Origin of the sequence: Roseomonas elaeocarpi, assembly GCF_042433915.1 — a bacterium.
GTDB lineage: Bacteria > Pseudomonadota > Alphaproteobacteria > Acetobacterales > Acetobacteraceae > Roseomonas > Roseomonas elaeocarpi.
The window spans coordinates 198400-214416 of sequence record NZ_JBHLUN010000005.1; the positions used below are offsets into that span (position 1 = coordinate 198400).

The 16017-nt window shown below is 63.5% G+C and carries 24 protein-coding genes; 14 read left to right on the forward strand and 10 right to left on the reverse strand.

Translation table 11 applies throughout. From position 1 onward, the window contains the following. Positions 1-7: 7 nt before the first annotated feature. The 4 genes from ACFFGY_RS06405 to ACFFGY_RS06420 all read right to left on the reverse strand — a co-directional run bounded on the left by ACFFGY_RS06405 (position 8) and on the right by ACFFGY_RS06420 (position 3855). On the reverse strand, positions 8-448 hold the full coding sequence (locus tag ACFFGY_RS06405; protein ID WP_377043605.1) for a hypothetical protein: 441 nt from the start codon (positions 446-448) through the stop codon (positions 8-10). Continuing rightward, positions 448-2322 (reverse strand): hypothetical protein, encoded by a 1875-nt coding sequence (locus tag ACFFGY_RS06410; RefSeq protein ID WP_377043606.1) that lies wholly within the window; start codon positions 2320-2322, stop codon positions 448-450. The genes ACFFGY_RS06405 and ACFFGY_RS06410 overlap by 1 nt, the downstream gene beginning before the upstream one ends. A gap of 3 nt (positions 2323-2325) precedes the next feature. Next, positions 2326-2892: a hypothetical protein gene (locus tag ACFFGY_RS06415; RefSeq protein WP_377043607.1), complete on the reverse strand. Its 567-nt coding sequence runs from the start codon at positions 2890-2892 to the stop codon at positions 2326-2328. Between the two features lie 126 nt (positions 2893-3018). After that, a complete protein-coding gene (locus tag ACFFGY_RS06420) occupies positions 3019-3855 on the reverse strand; it encodes a phage capsid protein (RefSeq protein ID WP_456316150.1) in 837 nt (278 codons plus the stop codon). Positions 3856-4027: 172 nt separating this feature from the next. Between ACFFGY_RS06420 and ACFFGY_RS06425 the strand changes: the two genes are divergently transcribed. From ACFFGY_RS06425 to ACFFGY_RS06445, 5 genes are all read left to right on the forward strand, one after another. Beyond that, a complete protein-coding gene (locus ACFFGY_RS06425) occupies positions 4028-4378 on the forward strand; it encodes a hypothetical protein (RefSeq protein WP_377043608.1) in 351 nt (116 codons plus the stop codon). Positions 4379-4423: 45 nt separating this feature from the next. After that, the gene (locus ACFFGY_RS06430) at positions 4424-4639 is read left to right on the forward strand and encodes a hypothetical protein (RefSeq protein WP_377043609.1); all 216 of its coding nucleotides are present in this window, start codon (positions 4424-4426) and stop codon (positions 4637-4639) included. Further along, complete coding sequence (locus tag ACFFGY_RS06435) at positions 4639-5313, forward strand: ImuA family protein (protein ID WP_377043610.1); 675 nt, start codon at positions 4639-4641, stop codon at positions 5311-5313. The genes ACFFGY_RS06430 and ACFFGY_RS06435 overlap by 1 nt, the downstream gene beginning before the upstream one ends. Positions 5314-5316: 3 nt before the next feature. Next, positions 5317-5673, forward strand: coding sequence for a hypothetical protein (locus tag ACFFGY_RS06440; protein WP_377043611.1), 357 nt, complete (start codon positions 5317-5319; stop codon positions 5671-5673). Between the two features lie 134 nt (positions 5674-5807). Beyond that, the gene (locus tag ACFFGY_RS06445) at positions 5808-6497 is read left to right on the forward strand and encodes a haloacid dehalogenase type II (RefSeq protein WP_377043612.1); all 690 of its coding nucleotides are present in this window, start codon (positions 5808-5810) and stop codon (positions 6495-6497) included. Between the two features lie 66 nt (positions 6498-6563). On the opposite strand, the gene ACFFGY_RS06450 is transcribed toward ACFFGY_RS06445, so the two are convergent. Beyond that, complete coding sequence (locus ACFFGY_RS06450) at positions 6564-6806, reverse strand: hypothetical protein (protein WP_377043613.1); 243 nt, start codon at positions 6804-6806, stop codon at positions 6564-6566. 243 nt (positions 6807-7049) lie between these two features. Here ACFFGY_RS06450 and ACFFGY_RS06455 point away from each other — a divergent pair, with 243 nt between their 5' ends. From ACFFGY_RS06455 to ACFFGY_RS06475, 5 genes are all read left to right on the forward strand, one after another. Continuing rightward, positions 7050-7820, forward strand: coding sequence for a hypothetical protein (locus ACFFGY_RS06455; RefSeq protein ID WP_377043614.1), 771 nt, complete (start codon positions 7050-7052; stop codon positions 7818-7820). Beyond that, positions 7820-8593 carry a hypothetical protein gene (locus ACFFGY_RS06460; RefSeq protein WP_377043615.1) on the forward strand — a complete coding sequence of 258 codons (774 nt, stop codon included), beginning with the start codon at positions 7820-7822 and terminating at the stop codon, positions 8591-8593. The genes ACFFGY_RS06455 and ACFFGY_RS06460 overlap by 1 nt, the downstream gene beginning before the upstream one ends. 2 nt (positions 8594-8595) lie before the next feature. After that, positions 8596-9135 (forward strand): hypothetical protein, encoded by a 540-nt coding sequence (locus ACFFGY_RS06465; protein WP_377043616.1) that lies wholly within the window; start codon positions 8596-8598, stop codon positions 9133-9135. A gap of 311 nt (positions 9136-9446) precedes the next feature. After that, positions 9447-10145: a Crp/Fnr family transcriptional regulator gene (locus ACFFGY_RS06470; RefSeq protein WP_377043617.1), complete on the forward strand. Its 699-nt coding sequence runs from the start codon at positions 9447-9449 to the stop codon at positions 10143-10145. A 133-nt stretch (positions 10146-10278) separates the two neighbouring features. Continuing rightward, the gene (locus ACFFGY_RS06475) at positions 10279-10515 is read left to right on the forward strand and encodes a DUF6894 family protein (protein ID WP_377043618.1); all 237 of its coding nucleotides are present in this window, start codon (positions 10279-10281) and stop codon (positions 10513-10515) included. Between the two features lie 532 nt (positions 10516-11047). Here the strand turns inward: ACFFGY_RS06475 and ACFFGY_RS06480 are convergent. The 3 genes from ACFFGY_RS06480 to ACFFGY_RS06490 form a co-directional block, all read right to left on the reverse strand. Further along, positions 11048-11290 (reverse strand): helix-turn-helix domain-containing protein, encoded by a 243-nt coding sequence (locus tag ACFFGY_RS06480; RefSeq protein ID WP_377043619.1) that lies wholly within the window; start codon positions 11288-11290, stop codon positions 11048-11050. 109 nt (positions 11291-11399) lie between these two features. Further along, on the reverse strand, positions 11400-11951 hold the full coding sequence (locus tag ACFFGY_RS06485) for a glycoside hydrolase family 108 protein (protein WP_377043620.1): 552 nt from the start codon (positions 11949-11951) through the stop codon (positions 11400-11402). 3 nt (positions 11952-11954) lie between these two features. Further along, a complete protein-coding gene (locus ACFFGY_RS06490) occupies positions 11955-12662 on the reverse strand; it encodes a hypothetical protein (protein WP_377043621.1) in 708 nt (235 codons plus the stop codon). 185 nt (positions 12663-12847) lie between these two features. Between ACFFGY_RS06490 and ACFFGY_RS06495 the strand changes: the two genes are divergently transcribed. Beyond that, positions 12848-13114: a BrnT family toxin gene (locus ACFFGY_RS06495; RefSeq protein ID WP_377043622.1), complete on the forward strand. Its 267-nt coding sequence runs from the start codon at positions 12848-12850 to the stop codon at positions 13112-13114. 38 nt (positions 13115-13152) lie between these two features. Further along, positions 13153-13485, forward strand: a complete 333-nt coding sequence (locus tag ACFFGY_RS06500) for a helix-turn-helix domain-containing protein (protein ID WP_377043623.1) — start codon at positions 13153-13155, stop codon at positions 13483-13485. Between the two features lie 68 nt (positions 13486-13553). Here ACFFGY_RS06500 and ACFFGY_RS06505 read toward each other — a convergent pair whose 3' ends face one another. Both ACFFGY_RS06505 and ACFFGY_RS06510 read right to left on the reverse strand, forming a co-directional pair. Then, the gene (locus ACFFGY_RS06505) at positions 13554-14072 is read right to left on the reverse strand and encodes a hypothetical protein (RefSeq protein WP_377043625.1); all 519 of its coding nucleotides are present in this window, start codon (positions 14070-14072) and stop codon (positions 13554-13556) included. Next, complete coding sequence (locus tag ACFFGY_RS06510) at positions 14069-14509, reverse strand: hypothetical protein (protein ID WP_377043626.1); 441 nt, start codon at positions 14507-14509, stop codon at positions 14069-14071. The genes ACFFGY_RS06505 and ACFFGY_RS06510 overlap by 4 nt, the downstream gene beginning before the upstream one ends. A gap of 164 nt (positions 14510-14673) precedes the next feature. Here ACFFGY_RS06510 and ACFFGY_RS06515 point away from each other — a divergent pair, with 164 nt between their 5' ends. Both ACFFGY_RS06515 and ACFFGY_RS06520 read left to right on the forward strand, forming a co-directional pair. Continuing rightward, positions 14674-15450: an LbetaH domain-containing protein gene (locus tag ACFFGY_RS06515; protein ID WP_377043627.1), complete on the forward strand. Its 777-nt coding sequence runs from the start codon at positions 14674-14676 to the stop codon at positions 15448-15450. A 371-nt stretch (positions 15451-15821) separates the two neighbouring features. Next, on the forward strand, positions 15822-16007 hold the full coding sequence (locus ACFFGY_RS06520; RefSeq protein WP_377043629.1) for a hypothetical protein: 186 nt from the start codon (positions 15822-15824) through the stop codon (positions 16005-16007). Positions 16008-16017 lie beyond the last annotated feature (10 nt).

Sequence of the window (16017 nt, forward strand, 5' to 3'; positions counted from 1 at the left end):
AGGATGGTTAATCGAGGAGGCTCTTGGCGGCGTTGGCGAAGGTGGAGCCCGCGCGCAGCCAGGTCGTGAGGGAGCCGTCGGTGTTCAGCAGGCTGCGCCGGCCGGCCGCGAGGCGGGCGGCGCGGATGCTGTCATCCTCGGCGATGTCCTGCGCCGCATCGGTCTGTAGCCCCTCCGACACGGCCGCGGCCGATCCATCATTCGGATCGAGCCCGGATGCCGAAGCGCGGGCGCGCACCGAGGCCAGGGTCTTGTTCAGTGTGTCCTGACGTTCCCGGGTCTGGGCGGCCTGCTGGGCGGAGGCCAGCTGCGTCAGCGCTTCCTGCTGAGCCACGTACTGCGCGTTCTGCGCCTTCGTGAGGGCCGCCTGGGCGGAGGCTTGGCGGCCGGTGGCGTATACGGACAGGCCGGTGCCAACCAGGCCCGCCACGGATGCGAGCTGCGACATCAGTCGGTGATCCTCGTGTCGGTCGTGACGGAAAGCAGGGTGAAGGGCAGCGGAACGTCGGAGCTGATCCGCCAGAGCGGCAGCAGGGCGTCGCGGCGCCAGCCCAGCGCCCGCAGCGTGACGTCGCCGGTGAAGGATGGCGGCGCGGCGTCGAGCAGCGGCGTGTCCAGGCGGCGCAGCGGCACCGGCAGCAGGCCGCGCCCGACATCCACCGTCAGCGCCTTGGTTTCCAGCAGGCGGAAGGTGGCGCTGACAAGACGCCGCGGACCGCCGGTCACGCCCGGTGCCCCCGCGGCTTCCGCCGGCATCGGCTCCAGCACGTGAGCGAAGGGCAGCCCGGCTTCCACCGCGGAGGCCGCCTCATCCAGCGTCACCGCACCGCCGGTCACGGGGTAGGTGCCGACGGGTGCCCCGTCCGCCACCACCGCGACGTTCCGGCCGGCGAGATGATCGAGGCCCGCCCAGGTGAGCTTCGCAGCGCCCGTGCCGGTCAGCGCCGCGTCGGTGCACAGCGTCGGGTCGAGGCGTTCCAGCCGCAGCGTGCCGCCGCGTTCCACGGTCACCCAGACGATGCCCTCGACCTCGGCCACGCAGCGGAACAGCCCGTCGGTTTCCTGCCGCGTCCAGGCCGTGATCTCCTCGGCGCGGTAGAGCGTCAGCGTGGCCAGGCTTCCATCCGCCATGACCGCGTGCAGCAGGCGCCGAGCCTCGTCATAGGCCGTCGCCACCGGATCGTTGATCAGGTGCCGCGCCGTCACCGCGAGGTCGCCGGCCTGGTAGGCGTCCTCGACCGTGGTGTAGGCGAACTCGTAGACCGACTGACCGGAGCGTCCGACGAAGATCGTGCTGCCGTCCACGTCCACCGGGCTGATCGTGCGCGTGATCGGGCTGCCGACGCGGGTCTGCCGCAGGATCTGGATGGAGGACGGCGTCAGGGGATCGCCGGTCACCATCCACTCGGCCCCAGAGGTGAAGACCTGCAGGTGTCGGCCCGAGAACACGGCGCGGATCGCATTGACCTGATCGGACAGCAGGCCGAACTCGATGCCTTCGTTGTCCAGCCCGGTGCCCAGGTCAAAATTCGCCAGGTCGCCGGAGCAGGACATCCAGAGGCGGTTCGGTAGATCGCGCGACCCGCCGATGACCAGCCGGTCCTGGTGGAAGCAGGCCGTGACGGGCCAACCATGGATGCCGAAGGCGGCTTCCTCCCAATCCGTCGTCGCATCCACCGAGGGCAGGGTGTCGAGCAGCTCGACAGTGGCCGTGGTGCTGCTGGTGACAGCGCGGATCACGGCGGGCTTTCCACGGATCTGCATGGGGCGGTTGAGGTGACCGGCCTCGAAGACCGCCGCGCCCGCCGTCACCGTGACGGTGCCCGTCGTGCCGCTCGGCGTGATCGAGACGTCGGCGGCGGCGAAGCGATGGAGGGGTTCGCGCAGAAAGGCGAAGTTCTCCACCCTCCAATCCGTGTGGCTGGTGCGCGTGATCCGCTGCATCGGCATGTCCGGATGCAGCAGCAGCAGCGTATCGGCGCTCTGCGTCCAGCTGAGCTGAGGAAGCATCGAGGCCGTCCAGGGACCGGCGAACTCCGCCATCATCGCATCGGCGATGAAGACCTGCATGCGCTGGTCGAGGAACACCAGGAGATAGGTCTGCTCGGTGTTGAACTCGAAGGCCACGAGGCGCGCCGCGCCGGGCAGCATCGCGACGTGACGCAGGCCCGGCCGGCGCGTCACGCCGCCGGTTGGCTGCAGGAACACGTTGCGCAGCGTCCGCGCGCCGTTGTCGAAGGCGCGCGTGTCGCCGCGACCCAGCATCTCGGGCGCGAGTTCACCGGCCGTGAAGGAGGTCTTGGCCCTGAGGCTGTTGGCCATGGCTCAGCCCCTCGCGCTGACGAGAGGGAAGTCCTCGAAGGACAGCACGGTGCTCTGCTGGCTGTCGCAGAGGCGTGCATCCTTGAAGTCGTTGCCCGCGAGCCGCTGCAGCAGTTCCGCGCGCGAGGTGCTGTCAGTCAGCGGGATGCAGAACTCGGCGGCGAGGCGGCTGACCAGGGCATTCGCGAAGTGCGGGGGAAAGCCCGCTTCCGCGGGACGGAAGATATAGGTCAGCACGATGCGATCCTGATCGCTGTGCAGACGGTTTTCCTGGATCCGGTAGGTCGCGCCGCGGCCGCGCAGGTTGCCGGCCGACAGGACGCGCAGGCAGGTCGGGGGAAGCTGGAACGCGTACTCCATGTCGGCGACCGGTGCGTCGAGCAGGCGGGGCAGAACCATCTGGCCGGTGGCGAAGGACCAGGGATGTGCCGCGAGAAGGGCATCGCGCGCGGCCGGGTACAGGCTGGCAGCAACTTCCGCCTCGGCGGTTCCTTCCTCGAAGGAGGCGATCGGCTGAGCACCGATGCGGAGCAGCGCGCGCGAGCAGAGAACGAGGGCGGACAGCGCCATCGGCGATCGACTCCTGGGAAGAAGGACGGGATGAGGTGTGATGGCCGGAAGTGCGGCCGCATGAAAAAGGGCCACGACGGTTATCCGTCGTGGCCCCGGGTCAGGACGAGGTGACGCCGCGCGCCGTTATTCGGCGGCGCGCATGCGGACCACGCCGCTGTTGTCGATCAGCACCGCGCCCTGGCTCATCATGTTGTTGACGAAGTGCGCCGCGCGGTCACCGTGCCAGGTGATGTCGGTCGTCACCTCCTGCGCCACGGCATGGCCGACGGCGGTGCGGTGATAGAAGTAGCAGTAGCGCAGCGCCCCCGCCTTGGTCAGGCCGGAATGCGGCATCCAGGTCGCGCCCAGCCACTTCTTCGCCTGCGTGCCCTTCCACGGCAACTCGGCGTCGCCGATGTAGTTAGAGTTGGCGAACTCCTCGATCTGTAGGAGCTGCGACCACTGCTTCCAGCCCACCACGGCGAAGCGCTGACCGTCGTCGGGCACGTCCGCCGAGCCCAGCGCCTCGAAGGCCAGCAGAACCTTGGCCAGCGTCAGGCCGTCGGTGTCGGTGGTGCCGTTGGCGGTGCCCACGGCCTCCTGCGTAGCGGTGTCGAGGGCCGCGATGATCAGCTCGTCGGTCTTGCGGCCCAGGGCGTAGGCGCCGGCATTGGCCACCACCGAACGCTCATCGTAGGACACCTTGATTTCGTCCAGGCGATCGATCCATTCGCCGGCGTAGTAGTCCTGCAGGAAGCATTCCGCGGTGCTGTGGTCGAGGTTCATCACCGGAACGGAGCCGTTGCGCGGCTTCGCGGCAGCGGTGCCCTTGCCGACCACCGGGAAGATCGTGGAAGCACCCTTCACGCCACTCTTGGAGCGCACCGTGGGGCGCAGCTTGCTCCCCTGACGCTGATAAGCGTCGTGTCTCTCGGTGTGGGGCTGGAAAACAGCGGATAACAGCCATTCTCTGATCGGCACTGAAAATCATACCCGGGAAGATACCCGGGATTGCTCGAGGCTGGGGGAGGGAGGGACTGCGGCCGCGGGAGCCGTGCTGTCGCATCCGTGCGAACTTTCCGGATGGAACAAATGCGGAACATGGGATACCCGGGTTCCTGCGCCCCTGCGGCGCCCATCCGAAGAGGACACAATGGCAGGAAAGAGAGCGCCGCGCGCCGCAGCGCCGGAGAAGGCCGCCCTTGCGAAGCTGGCAGAGCTCGCGTCCCGCGGCGTGGCACCCGACCGGGTACGGCGCGAGGTCGAGAGCATCGTCACGACATGGCGCGAATCGGCCACCGCCTACGAGGACCGGGCCGAGCTGCGCGAGCGACTCGAGGAGATGCGGGACCAGCTGGCCGAGGGCGTGGAGGCTGCGGCCGAGGCGGTCGAGGAGATGGACCAGGACGAGAAGGCGGCCGTCACCGCCAGCCGCAAGGCGCTGAGTGCCCTGACCGCCGGCCGCGACGCCCTCTCGGCCGCACACGCCAGCATCCGTCTCTAACTTCACCCGCCGCCCACGCGGCGTGCCTTTCCCCCCGGAGGCACCATGCAGCAGTTCAATCCAGCCCCCGCCCTGGTGCCGGCGACGCATGCCGAGATCACTGAGGCCCTCCAGACCATTCTGACGCCTGAGCGTCGAATCCGGACCGAGCACCCGGACATGCTGGCGGAGATCCTGGCTGACCAAGTCGCGCGGCACCTGGAGCGCAGCGGATTTGTGCTCCTGCGGCCGGCCGACGGTTGGCCGAAGCTGCCGTTCTGATGGGCTCCGCTTCCGATCCAGCCCAGGACCGCCGAGCACTCCTCGAGGATCTCCGCTCACGGGTGCTGGTGATCGAGCGCGGTGAGCGAATCGCCAGCCAGGACCGGCCGGTGGTCCCTGTCTCCGCCCCGATCGACGCCGCGCTACCGGACGGCGGCTTGGCGCTCGGGGGTGTGCATGAGATCCTGACGGAGGACGTTGGCGCCGGAACTGGCTTCGCGGCCATGCTGCTGGCGCGGCTGTCCGGGCAGGTGGTCTGGATCAGCCAGGAGGAGGATCTGGGCGTCCACGGCCTAGTGCAGTTCGGCCTGCAGCCGGAGGCACTGCTGCTCGTGACCCCGTCCCGCCCTGAGGACGGGCTGTGGGCGATGGAGGAAGCGCTGCGCTGCCCTGCCATCGCAGGCGCGGTGCTGGTGACTGGGCCGACCGACATGACCACCGCGCGGCGGCTGCAGCTGGCGGCCGAGGAAGGCGGGGTGCTGGGCGTGCTGCTGTGCGAGCGCAGGGAGGCCGCCGGCGCCACGGCCGCGCTGACGCGGTGGCGCGTGGCACCTCAGCGCGAGGCGCCACCGTGCCGCCCCAGCTGGCGCCTGGAGCTGCTGCGCAGCCGCGGCGGCCGGCCGGGCGCATGGGACGTGCAGTGGGACCGCGAGGCGCGGGAGCTCCGGCACTGACCCATGGCGCACAACATCTCGGAGGAGACCCGCCGGCGTAGGGCGCTCGCGATGCGCGCCCGCGACTGGAGTTCCGACATGCTCCTTGGGATAGGGTGCAGCTGCGGGCACCGGCTGAAGGTGCGGATGGGCGGTGTCGCGCAAGACTACCCGCACGCGACCTTCGCCGAGATGATACGGCGGTATCGCTGCCGGTACTGTCTGCGCAGGCCCGAAAGGGTTGCGATCCTCGCGCCGGCCAACTACCGCCGGGGCGGCGAGGTCATCATTGTGCTGCACGGCGCGGTGCCGGAGGCGCAGAGACTCGTCTGCGATATGTCCCGGCCTAGCGGCGGCGACCTCTTCAGGTCGCGCGGCTAGGGTGTGACCGGGTCAAGGAGGACAGCGAAGGGTGGAAAGCGGACCCCTTCCGGACACGCGTGGGCGTCGCTTAGCTTAGCATTGCCGTAACACAGCAGCCTCAGGACTTCCCGATGCCCCCACCCGATACCTCGATGTTCAAGCTTGAGCCCGCGCCGAAGATCATCACCTTCGACTGCTACGGCACACTCGTGCAGTGGTACGAGGTGCTCCTGCACGAGATTGCAGCGACGCTGGCGGCATACCGGCGGGATGAGGCGACCGCACCAGCGATCCTCGACGCCTTCTCCGCACAGGGTCGCCGGCTGACAGCCGAGAAGCCGCACCGCCTGTACAAGGACATCCTGCGAACCGGCTTCGCTGCGGCGTTCCGTGAGCATGGCCTCCAGCCTGACGCGGGCGAGATCGAGCGCATCGCCGCATCGCCTGCGACTATGGGTCCGCACCCCGAAGTGCCCGGCGTCCTGAGGCGTCTGCGCGAGCGCTACAAGCTCGCAGTCTTCACGAACTCGGACGACGATCTGATCGCCCCTACCGTGGCGCGCATCGGCGTGCCTTTCGACTACGTCATCACCGCTGAGCAAGCCCAGGCCTACAAGCCATCGCGGCAACTCTTCGAATACGCCTATCACACGATGGGCGTGACGCCGGACGAGACGGTGCATGTGGCGATGGGCATGTACTGGGACATGAAGGCTCGCCACGAACTAGGGCTGCGCGGCATCTGGGTGAACCGGCGGGGTGAGGTCGGGAACCCGGACTGGCTACCCTACGCGGAGGTGACGGACTTGGATGGAGTCGCTGCCTTGCTTCTGCCGGGGTGATGCCGGCTTCGCATGCCGCTTGGTCCGCTTGGGGTCGAACGCGGCGGCTCAGATTGGCTTTGCGCTCTACCCCCGCAGCATCTCCGCACGCCACGCCTCGCCCTGATCCCGGTGAGCGTAGCAGTACCAGCGGAACCCGAGTTCCGGCTTGCCCGGGATGCCGAAGCCCCAGCCACCATCCTCGCCGCAGACGGCGCAGAAGTGTTCGAAGGGTTGGCCAGGCTCGGTGACGGTCAGGCCGATGCGCTGCTCGCGCGGCAGGCGGCCGGGGTTCTTGTAGACAGGGCGGGGAGGGGCTTCGTCGGACATGGCTGAGTTCCGCTTGCATAGACACTTTAAAGAGCACCCTGTCTCCGCCAGCGGGTGAGGGTCCCACGTCACACATGCAGCGGCTTCTGACGAGGCTTCGTTAACCCGAAGGCGACTAAGCAAGCTGTAGGCCATCTACTGTGCGGGCCTTCGCCATCAAGAATGCGCACCATGAGTGCTGCATAACTGCCGCAAAGGTGCAAAGATGCAGGAAGCCGTAAGAAATTTTACAGCAATTTCAAAATGTTAGGTGAAAACATGCCACACGCAGGCCTGTTGGATGGTAGTTGGCTCGCTGAGAGCGTGCGCCTCACGCTCTTCCCTCCGCAGGCAGTAGCGCCTCGTCCTTTGTGGCAGAGCATTGTTGGAACTCCGCCCGAGGAAGTGACCGAGCGCCCAGCTCAAAATCTTCGGCAGGAAAGCGGCCCCTACAAAGAGGGGCAGCTGATTGTTGCGCAAAACGGTCAAAGAATCGATTTAGTCTACGCAAAGAAGGGCGACGAGATACCTTTCGATGATTCGCCCTCCGGAGGGTTGGCGAATGTTGGTGAAGCGAGGAAAGCCTTAGAAGGCACTCTTGAGCTTTTCTCCAAAATCAAGCCCCTCATAATGCCAATCGCAAGAATTGCCATCGCGCCAACTCTCGTAAAAAAATACAAACATCACGCTGAGTGTGTTGCTGCGGTTAAATTGATGTTACCGGGCCTGCCCCTGAACGCCGAAACAGATCGGGAATTTCTTCTTCAGATCAATAGGAGAACTGCGCCTAAATCTTTTCCTGGCCATATAAACAACATCTGCAAATGGCAAATTAGCTCGTTTGACTTAAGCGGTTTGCCGTTTCCGCCGCAAATTGGCATGTCAATTCAGTCACTATCATTTAGTTTTCTGAGGATTGAGCTGGATGTAAACTCATTAACAACGAACGAGGCGCTATATATTGACAACATAGATCAATCCTTCGCTGAACTCAAAGAGAGTACTCAAAGTTTTATGAGAGGGGAGATAATCTGATGTCAGCGAGAATCTGGGATGGCGACAAAACCACCCCCGAGTTACTCCCCTATAAATCGAACGAGATTACTTCAGCAATCAGCAAGAGCTCTGCTGATCCTGGCATTGCTGCGAGTCTTAGTCATGGCCTGCAACACCAGATTAAGAATATTTTTCAGAATGTTGTTCTTGCATCTAGAGGTGCAGCAAAGCACACGTCATTCACATTTACAGACAAAAGCATTTATCAACAACTCATGATATACAATGACGCTTCCACCGATTACGTCGCGTTCACAGGGGTGATTGCCACAAACAAAGACCTCCATAAGTCAAGTTTCCAATTAGATAATAAGATGCTGCTACATGGCGATTCATCTCACATGAGAAAAGCCAAGGAAAAGTGGCAGACGATACTCGCGGATCTTGATTTTCGAGATGAAGATTCGCGAGCAGCCGCAGCTGCGCGCCTTAGAGATATTATCGAGATTTTCTCGGACGCGGCCAATGAAATTCTTAAAGAAGTCGGCTCGAAGTACGATCAAGAGCCTGAAGTAATCGGCTTTATACTCAGTGAGGTTCTTGCAACCGCTGGAGATATCGAGGATGAGGTTAAAGTCGATATCATGTCGTCGTACGCTGCGTCATCCAGATCGAGTATGCGGTATGAGGCGGTGAAGGCCCTAGACCTCTTGCAATCTCCTGATGCGCATCAAAAGCTAATTGAATTTAGAAGCGCTGAGCAAAATCCATCAGTTCGCAATTTGTTGGAAGCTGCTTTGAGGCATCAGTAAGCATGGAACATTATGCGCGTTTTATCTCTGTGGAGGCTCCATGGAACGATTTTGGAGAACTGGTTAAAAACCACGCTGACAATGCATTTGAACGCTGTCCCATCCAAGTTCTCCTCGATGTGGGGTACGAGAAGGTTGGAGGTGTATCCTTTTGGAAAATAGATCCAGCCGACGCGCTGGGAATTAAGAGGGTGGTTGCTGCTTACTTCGCATCAAGGACGACCATATCGTCTACAATGATCAAGTACATCTCGGAGGACGCAGCGAAGTCCTTGCGCATCAACTTCGTCCGCACCGATTCTAAGTTATCGCCAGATACTGATCTTGCCAAGACCCATCACTTTGACCTTCGGGTGAGAGATGCTGGAACTGCCTTCTCACTGGCAAAGGCGATGGTAGGGAATGAAATTACCTATAGCTCAAATGAGGTTGCTGAAGCAATTAGTTCATCCCTCAAGTCTGGATTCTTTGCCCTTGATAAAAAATTCAAGGCGGAAATAGCGCACGAGCTGCTCGCAAAAAAACGATTGACAGTGTCTTAGCTGTTTTTTCTGACAGTTGGTGGCCGCCCAACCCGAGCTCTTCGTTTGTCCACAAGCAAGTAGTTCCATGCTGAAGCAGCAACTTGTGCCCTGCCCTCAGGAGGCCATCCACTTCGCCTCCCAGGTCTCCAGGTACTGCTTCCCCGGCAGCCAGTTGCGCTGGTAGCACGCCCAGCCCTGGTCCCACTCGCTCGGCAGCGCGTCGGCTGGCCGTTATTAAATCGGCGTAGACGTCCAAGGAGAATTGCGCGCAACGTGGACTAGCGCCAAGTCGCAGCGGGGACACAGTGGAAGCAAGGTCCAGCCCGCTGGTGCTGAAGCTGGCGCATGGTGCCGTGCTCACGCCCGAAGACCGCGGCATCCTGGAAGGCTTGGCTCGCGAAACCATTCTGGTTGGCGCGCGCCGGGAACTGATCGCGGAGGGTGCCCGCCCCGACTACGTCCACTTGGTGCTGGAGGGCTTCGCCTGCCGCTACAAGATGCTGTCTGATGGCAATCGGCAAATTATGGCGCTGCTGCTGCCGGGCGACTTCTGTGACCTGCATGTGGCGATCCTGCACAAGATGGACCACAGCGTCGGCACTCTCACCAAGTGCAGGGTTGCCCGGCTCAGTCGGGCCACGATTATGAACCTGGTCTCTATCAGTCCGACCGTCACGCGTGCCTTGTGGTGGGCCACGCTGGTGGATGAGGCGGTGCTGCGTGCGTGGATCGTAAACAAGGGCCGGCGGCCGGCCGACAAGCATCTCGCGCACCTGCTTTGCGAACTGCTGCTGCGCCTGCAGGCGGTGGAGCTGGCCGCCACCGACAGCTGCGACCTCCCGCTGACGCAGCAGGATCTGGCTGACATCCTCGGGCTCACCCCGGTGCATGTGAACCGCATGCTGCAGCAGCTACGGGCCGAGGGGCTGGTAGCGATGGCCAACAGGCGCCTGATCATTCGCGACTTCCAGCGACTGCGCGACTTCGCCGGGTTCAATCCCAAGTACCTCCATATGGAGCCGAACTAGGGAGCGAGGGGCCGGGGTGCGCACAGGGATACCGGCCTACTCCGTCTTCCAGGTCTCGAAGCGCGGTCCCAGGGCCCGCCATAAAACCAATCTACGAGGGCGCACTGGCCGGGCAGGTCTGCTACGAGAGTGCATGCCCCTTTATTATTTCGATACCATCGCAGCTTCCGGCCTAATCCGGGACACCATCGGCGTGAACTACCCTGACGATGGTACCGCCCGGCGCGAAGCTATCGCTGCCCTGCCGAACATAGCCGCGGACGAGTTGCCCGACGGTGACCACCGCATCTTCAGCGTCATCGTGAGGGATGCCGATCAGCGGACGATCTACATCGCCGACCTGACTCTCACCGGCAGGTGGTTGCGCTAGGCTTAGCCAGCCAGTCGCACCGCTTCCTGCGCCGCCGTCCACTTCGCCTCCCAGGTTTCAGGGTGCGGATTCCCGGGGCGCCAGTTGCGCTGGTAGTACGCCCAGCCCTTACCGCCGTTCTGGACCCTACCTCATCGCCTCTTGACCATCGTGGCACCCGCCACGTCGTTGATGGAACGTTTTGGCAGACACAACCTATGATTGTAGTGCAAAGGGCGATGGATGAGCGGAACTACTCTGGAACTGCGGACCACACGCGACATCATAGCGGATGGTGTGACGCTCATTCTGTTTCATGAGGGTGATCAGGTCCTAGCAGAGGTCATTGGGCCTGAGGGCCACGAAGACGCTGTCATGAGGATGCCAACGGCGCTCTTACTGGCCTTCGACCGCATTCCAGATCCGGATGCTCTGGCGGTCCTCGATGATGAAGGGCTGTGGCAGGAGGAGTGGGGGGCACTGCGTTAGGCCCCTGCCGTGTATCCCCCAATTAACTTCATCTGGCCAAAGCCGACGGTGCTGTGACTTCGAACTAACCGGTGCGGCGCCATTCAAAGGCACCATCACGCACGAGGTAACCTAGCCGCACCGCCGCCGGCAGCACACGCAACAGCACGCTCTTGCGCAGCCCTGTCTGGGCCGCGAGTTCAGCGAGGCTGAGTGGCAGACCATGACCGTGGAACTGGATCAGGATGAGAGCAAGCACGTGCTTTGCCTGCGTCGATCCCAGGATGAGGCGCCCTGCAGCGCCCTCATTTTCATGTCTGACGGGCAAGGACTTGCTTCCTGGATGTACGGCTCACGGCACAAGTGCGCCTGATTGAGCGTTCTGCAAGGAGAAATCGGCGCGCGGTAGGGCTAGGCTCAGATGTGGGCTGTCAGGCCTAAACCTGCACGACGCGGTTCGCTATCCAACCATAGACGAAGTCCTCCTGGCTCACGTCGCCCTCAGCGAGGCCGATGTAGAACTCGCACTGCAGGCCGATCAGCGCCTCAAGCAGCACCCTCCGACCCTGATCACCGCGGCGCTGGATGAAGGAGTTCATGGCAGCGCGGGTCATGGCACCGCAGACGCCGTCCACCTTCAGGTCGGCCCAGAAGCTGCCCCGACCGTTCATCACGTTGAGGACGCGCTGCAGGAACTGGCCCGCGCGAGCTGTGCCCATGTTGATGCCGATCTCCAGCATCTTCTCGCCCACACCGGGGTCGATGGCGTCGAGCTGGTCGAACATCGGCTGGCGCCAGTAGTAGAGGCCGTAGATGTCGAGCGCCGTGGCGCGAGGCATGGCCGCCATGGGTCCGGTGTAGCCGGCGGCGCGGGCCCGGGCGGCAGTGATGCCCCAGATGGTCTCGCCGCCGCGGTCGGCCGGGTTGTTGCTGTAGCCGCCTTCCTTGGCGACCTGCGGCTCGATCAGAGCCACGGAACGCGCGTCCATGGTTCAGCCTCCCGTGCCGACGGTCGAGACGGGGATGCCGGCGGGTTTCAGCAGCCCCGTCAGCTTCGACAGAGCCGCCGCGGCCGCCGCGAGGTCCGGAGCCACGCCACCGGAGGCAGCGGCAGCCTGTGCTGCTGCGGCCACCTGCGCCGGCAGCGCCTCGGCAGCCTTGCCCAGGATGATCTGCTCGACCCCGGAGGGGTTGCCGCCGATCTTCGCCAGCGTCTCCTTCACGTTGGCCGCCATGGTGGCGACCAGCGCATCCTTGGCCTGCTGGATGGCCGCCGAGGCAGCAGGGTCGGACATGATGACGGTGGCGAGCTGCGCGCCGGCACGGCCGCCGATCTCCGCCAGGCGCTGCAGCGCCGTGGCCTTGGCCGCCTCGCTGTTCGCGGTGGCTTTGGCCCAGGCCCACTTGATCAGGGCCACGGCGGCGGCGGGAAAGGAGAGAGCAAGCGAGGTGGCGAGCGCCACCAGCGCCGGCTGCAGCACTGGCAGTGCCAGCGCCCAGAGCGTCGAGAACAGGACGCCGTTGGAGGGCGCAGGAGCGGTCACGGCCTGTTGCGCCAGGGCCGGCAGCGCCCAGGCGAGCAGCATGACTGGGAGCGCTGCCGCCATCGCCAGGCGATCGCGCGGCCGTGCGGAAGCTCGGCTGAGCCGCAACACCAGGGCGAGCGCAATCACCCCGCAAAGCAGGATCAGGGAGGACATGGGTTCTCCTTCACCGCGCGATGGCGCGGCGTTCGGTGTCAGAGATAAAGAGATGCCGGGGAGCCGCCCGGCGGCGGGCTCAGTCCTGCGGTGAGCGCTGGCTCAACCGGTAGGATTTCGCTTTCGGTACTGGCAGTCAGTAGATTTCTCTTGCTGTCACTACTGGCAGCCGGTACAAGGTGCCCATGCCGATCACCTTCGACCCCGCCAAGGACGCCAAGAACCTCGCGGTTCACAAGGTCTCTCTGGCGTTCGGCGCTCTCGTCCTCGCGGACGCGGTGGGGGTGGTGGAAGACGAGCGGCAGAACTACGGCGAGACCCGGATGAAGGCGTTCGCCGAAGTTGGCGGTCTGTGGTGGGCCTGTGTGTTTACGGTCCGTGGCGACGAGACCCGGATCATCTCAGTTCACCGCGTGAAGGAGAGGGAGGCTAGGCGATGGTTGCAAGAGTGAGGCGGCCGATCATCTCGGCAGAAGAGCGTGCGCGGCTCATGGAGGGCGTTGACTGGAGCGGCGTTCACGCCCTGACGGACGCGGAAATCGAAGCGGGCCGCCGCGCCGACCCGGATGCAGTGCCGCCGATGACGGATGAGGAAATCGGCTTTGCAAAGGGCGCAGGCGTTCGCGTGATTCGGCAGCGGTTGGCGCTATCGCAGGTGATGTTCTCGCGCACCTTCCGCATCCCCCTCGGCACTCTGCGGGATTGGGAGCAAGGCGTGTCCACGCCCGATGCAACGGCTCGGACTTACCTTCTGGTGATCCAAAACGACCCGAAGGCTGTGCGTGAGGCACTCAATGGGAGAGACGAGGCTGTCGAGGCATAGCCGCCGCAGACTTCGAAATGATGGGGTCGGCGGAGGTGCTGCCGTGTCCTCCGCTGGCCGCAAGGCGTTTACTCCGCTGGCACCTTGCGGCCGTCGATCTTCACGCTCAGCCGCTCCACCTGACCGCTCAGCATCTTCAGCGTGGCGCTCATCTCGGGCACCAGGGTGGAGAGCTGGTCCATCTTCCCCTCCAACTTCGTCATGCCGGCCGCCAAGCGGGTCTCGATCGCCCGCACCTCGTCGCGGCTGGCGGTCTCCTTCATGCCGGCATCGAAGCGCATCTGCAGGGCAGCCAGCGCACCAGCGGTGGCGTTCTGCGCGTCATGACGGGACTTGCTCTCCTTCTCGATCGCCGTGGAGAGCTTGAGGTCACCGGTCTCGCGCGCGACCGCCACCTCCTTCTTGATGGCGTCAGTCGCGGTTTCCAGGCGGGTCGCGATGGTGCTGATCTTTGCATCCACCGCCGCGTCGCGCTTCTCGGTCTGGTTCCGGTTCCAGGTGTAGACGGCCCAGGACGCAACGAAGGCGCCGACCACGAGCGAACCGGTCGGGAAGAGGATGGCAAGCCAGAGGGGAATTTCCGTCACTCCAGTTCCTCCCGGTTGATCCATTGGATGACGGCGAGGTAGCAGCCGAGGCCGCCGCAGATGTTCCAGATGGCGACGCCAGAGACGAGATGGGCCGCCAGCCCGCTGATGAGCATCACGCCGCCCCAGACGAACCAGACAGCACCGCTGACGAAGGCAATCGGCAGCCGGACCGCCAGTCGCTTGTCGAAGAGCGTCCAGAGCAGTGCCACCGCGTCGGCCATCATGACGCTGCCGACCTGGCTCTCCTCCAGCCAAGTGTCGCGGAGCAAGACGTAGAGGGGCGAGGCGTCCATCAGGTCGCGCGACGCCAGCATGGTGACGGCAGACAGCGCGGCGTAGAGCGAGAACGCCGCCATGAACATCCAGGGGTCCCGGTAGATCATGGCCCGGAGCGTCTCGGGCGGGGCGACCTTCAGGGCATCACGGAGAGGCATCGTTCCTCCGTATGCCATGGACCACGCCCCAGCCGTCGTGGAGCGCAGAGGCCGCGCATTGCCGCAGCCCTGAGAAGATCATGGCAAGTGCCTTTCAGTTTTTTCGGAGAACGGTACGCTAAGGTACAAAGCAGGGGTGTGAGCCCGCGGCTTAGGAGTGCGCGATGATCGTGAGTGAGACGGACTTTCGAGTGTCAGTCAGAGCGACCCGCGAGTTCCGGGACATGCTCCGCGACAACAGGATTTTCACTGACGATCGTCTCGGTCAGGATCGCTGGGCACACGAGCCGGTAGTGACGTTCAACAAGGACTGTGAAATAGAGCCTTACACCGGTTTTTTCCGCGGCGAGGCGCTGTGCTCATTTGGAGCTTTCAGCTACTCTTGGACGCCTGTCCCCCCACGCTTTACCGCTGGACGTTATTGTTCAATTGCTGGTGGCGTTCGCTTTCCTGGTGCTGAGCACCCGGTTGGTGCGCTCAGCACAAGTCCTGTTTTCTACGATCGTAAAGCAAGCTTCGTGGCGGCGGCCATGGAAGACATGGGGTACGGCTCACCCTGGGGAAAAATGCCCTTCAAGGACAAGCCGTTCCCCAGCATTGGCAATGATGTATGGTTGACGGCGGAGGCTGCTCTCGGCCCTGGTGTACACGTCGGCAACGGAACCGTCGTCATGCGAGCTGCGATGGTTACCCGCAGCTTGCCTGCTTATCGTTTGGCAGGAGGCATGCCGGCAACGGCCGATAAGCTACGCTTCGATGGTGATCTGGGCGACAGATTACTTGCCACTGAATGGTGGCAGTACTCTCCCGCTGATCTGAAAACCCTACCAGTGGCGAACCCGACGGCCTTTGTTGAAGCCTGGGAAGGTCTCAACACGAAGCCGGACCCGTGGACTCCTCCCAAGCTCAGGGTTTGGGCAGAAGTGCAGAGGATTGCTTAGAACGGCAAGGTGAGCAGCGTAGCTCCGGGAGTGGGCTACTCCGCGAAAACGGCGTCCTGGAGCGCACCTGCTGCAGCCACCACTTGGCGGTGTCTCCGTTGAACACAGGGCGCCTGGAACTCAAGCGAAGCTCCGAGGGCATCCAGTCGTCTCACGCATGTTGAGCTCGACCCTCCTGCAGCGACACATCACATCGGCAACGTCTCACTATTTCGTGATCGGACCCTTCCCCAGTTCGTTAGCGAACTGTACCCTATCGGACAAAGGTCACTCGGCGAAGGGGTGACGTCTCGCGATGGGTGGGAAGGGTTATGGGCAGCAGCTGGAGACCGGTCGAAGACCCAGAGGCAAATTTTAGTCAGGAAAGTGGAGTGACCACCCACACCTACCGAGGTGTCGCGATCCTTCACCGCCCTGAGTGGGAGCCAATGGCATACCAACTTTTGCTCCCAGGTCATCCTCAAGACCACCAGAGATTCCTGCTACTAGAAGTGGCGAAAGAAATCATTGATGCCTGGATGGCCAATCTCGAGCCGATGAGCTTGCGCCGCGGCTAGCGCCATCTAC

Coding starts and splice junctions, on each gene's coding strand:
- ACFFGY_RS06460 (WP_377043615.1), top strand. CDS start 7,820: ATGTCAGCGAGAATCTGGGATGGCGACAAAACCACCCCCGAGTTACTC.
- ACFFGY_RS06405 (WP_377043605.1), bottom strand. CDS start 448: ATGTCGCAGCTCGCATCCGTGGCGGGCCTGGTTGGCACCGGCCTGTCC.
- ACFFGY_RS06515 (WP_377043627.1), top strand. CDS start 14,674: ATGATCGTGAGTGAGACGGACTTTCGAGTGTCAGTCAGAGCGACCCGC.
- ACFFGY_RS06435 (WP_377043610.1), top strand. CDS start 4,639: ATGGGCTCCGCTTCCGATCCAGCCCAGGACCGCCGAGCACTCCTCGAG.
- ACFFGY_RS06410 (WP_377043606.1), bottom strand. CDS start 2,322: ATGGCCAACAGCCTCAGGGCCAAGACCTCCTTCACGGCCGGTGAACTC.
- ACFFGY_RS06465 (WP_377043616.1), top strand. CDS start 8,596: ATGGAACATTATGCGCGTTTTATCTCTGTGGAGGCTCCATGGAACGAT.
- ACFFGY_RS06430 (WP_377043609.1), top strand. CDS start 4,424: ATGCAGCAGTTCAATCCAGCCCCCGCCCTGGTGCCGGCGACGCATGCC.
- ACFFGY_RS06485 (WP_377043620.1), bottom strand. CDS start 11,951: ATGGACGCGCGTTCCGTGGCTCTGATCGAGCCGCAGGTCGCCAAGGAA.
- ACFFGY_RS06440 (WP_377043611.1), top strand. CDS start 5,317: ATGGCGCACAACATCTCGGAGGAGACCCGCCGGCGTAGGGCGCTCGCG.
- ACFFGY_RS06490 (WP_377043621.1), bottom strand. CDS start 12,662: ATGTCCTCCCTGATCCTGCTTTGCGGGGTGATTGCGCTCGCCCTGGTG.
- ACFFGY_RS06425 (WP_377043608.1), top strand. CDS start 4,028: ATGGCAGGAAAGAGAGCGCCGCGCGCCGCAGCGCCGGAGAAGGCCGCC.
- ACFFGY_RS06500 (WP_377043623.1), top strand. CDS start 13,153: ATGGAGGGCGTTGACTGGAGCGGCGTTCACGCCCTGACGGACGCGGAA.
- ACFFGY_RS06475 (WP_377043618.1), top strand. CDS start 10,279: ATGCCCCTTTATTATTTCGATACCATCGCAGCTTCCGGCCTAATCCGG.
- ACFFGY_RS06510 (WP_377043626.1), bottom strand. CDS start 14,509: ATGCCTCTCCGTGATGCCCTGAAGGTCGCCCCGCCCGAGACGCTCCGG.
- ACFFGY_RS06455 (WP_377043614.1), top strand. CDS start 7,050: ATGTTAGGTGAAAACATGCCACACGCAGGCCTGTTGGATGGTAGTTGG.
- ACFFGY_RS06450 (WP_377043613.1), bottom strand. CDS start 6,806: ATGTCCGACGAAGCCCCTCCCCGCCCTGTCTACAAGAACCCCGGCCGC.
- ACFFGY_RS06445 (WP_377043612.1), top strand. CDS start 5,808: ATGTTCAAGCTTGAGCCCGCGCCGAAGATCATCACCTTCGACTGCTAC.
- ACFFGY_RS06415 (WP_377043607.1), bottom strand. CDS start 2,892: ATGGCGCTGTCCGCCCTCGTTCTCTGCTCGCGCGCGCTGCTCCGCATC.
- ACFFGY_RS06495 (WP_377043622.1), top strand. CDS start 12,848: ATGCCGATCACCTTCGACCCCGCCAAGGACGCCAAGAACCTCGCGGTT.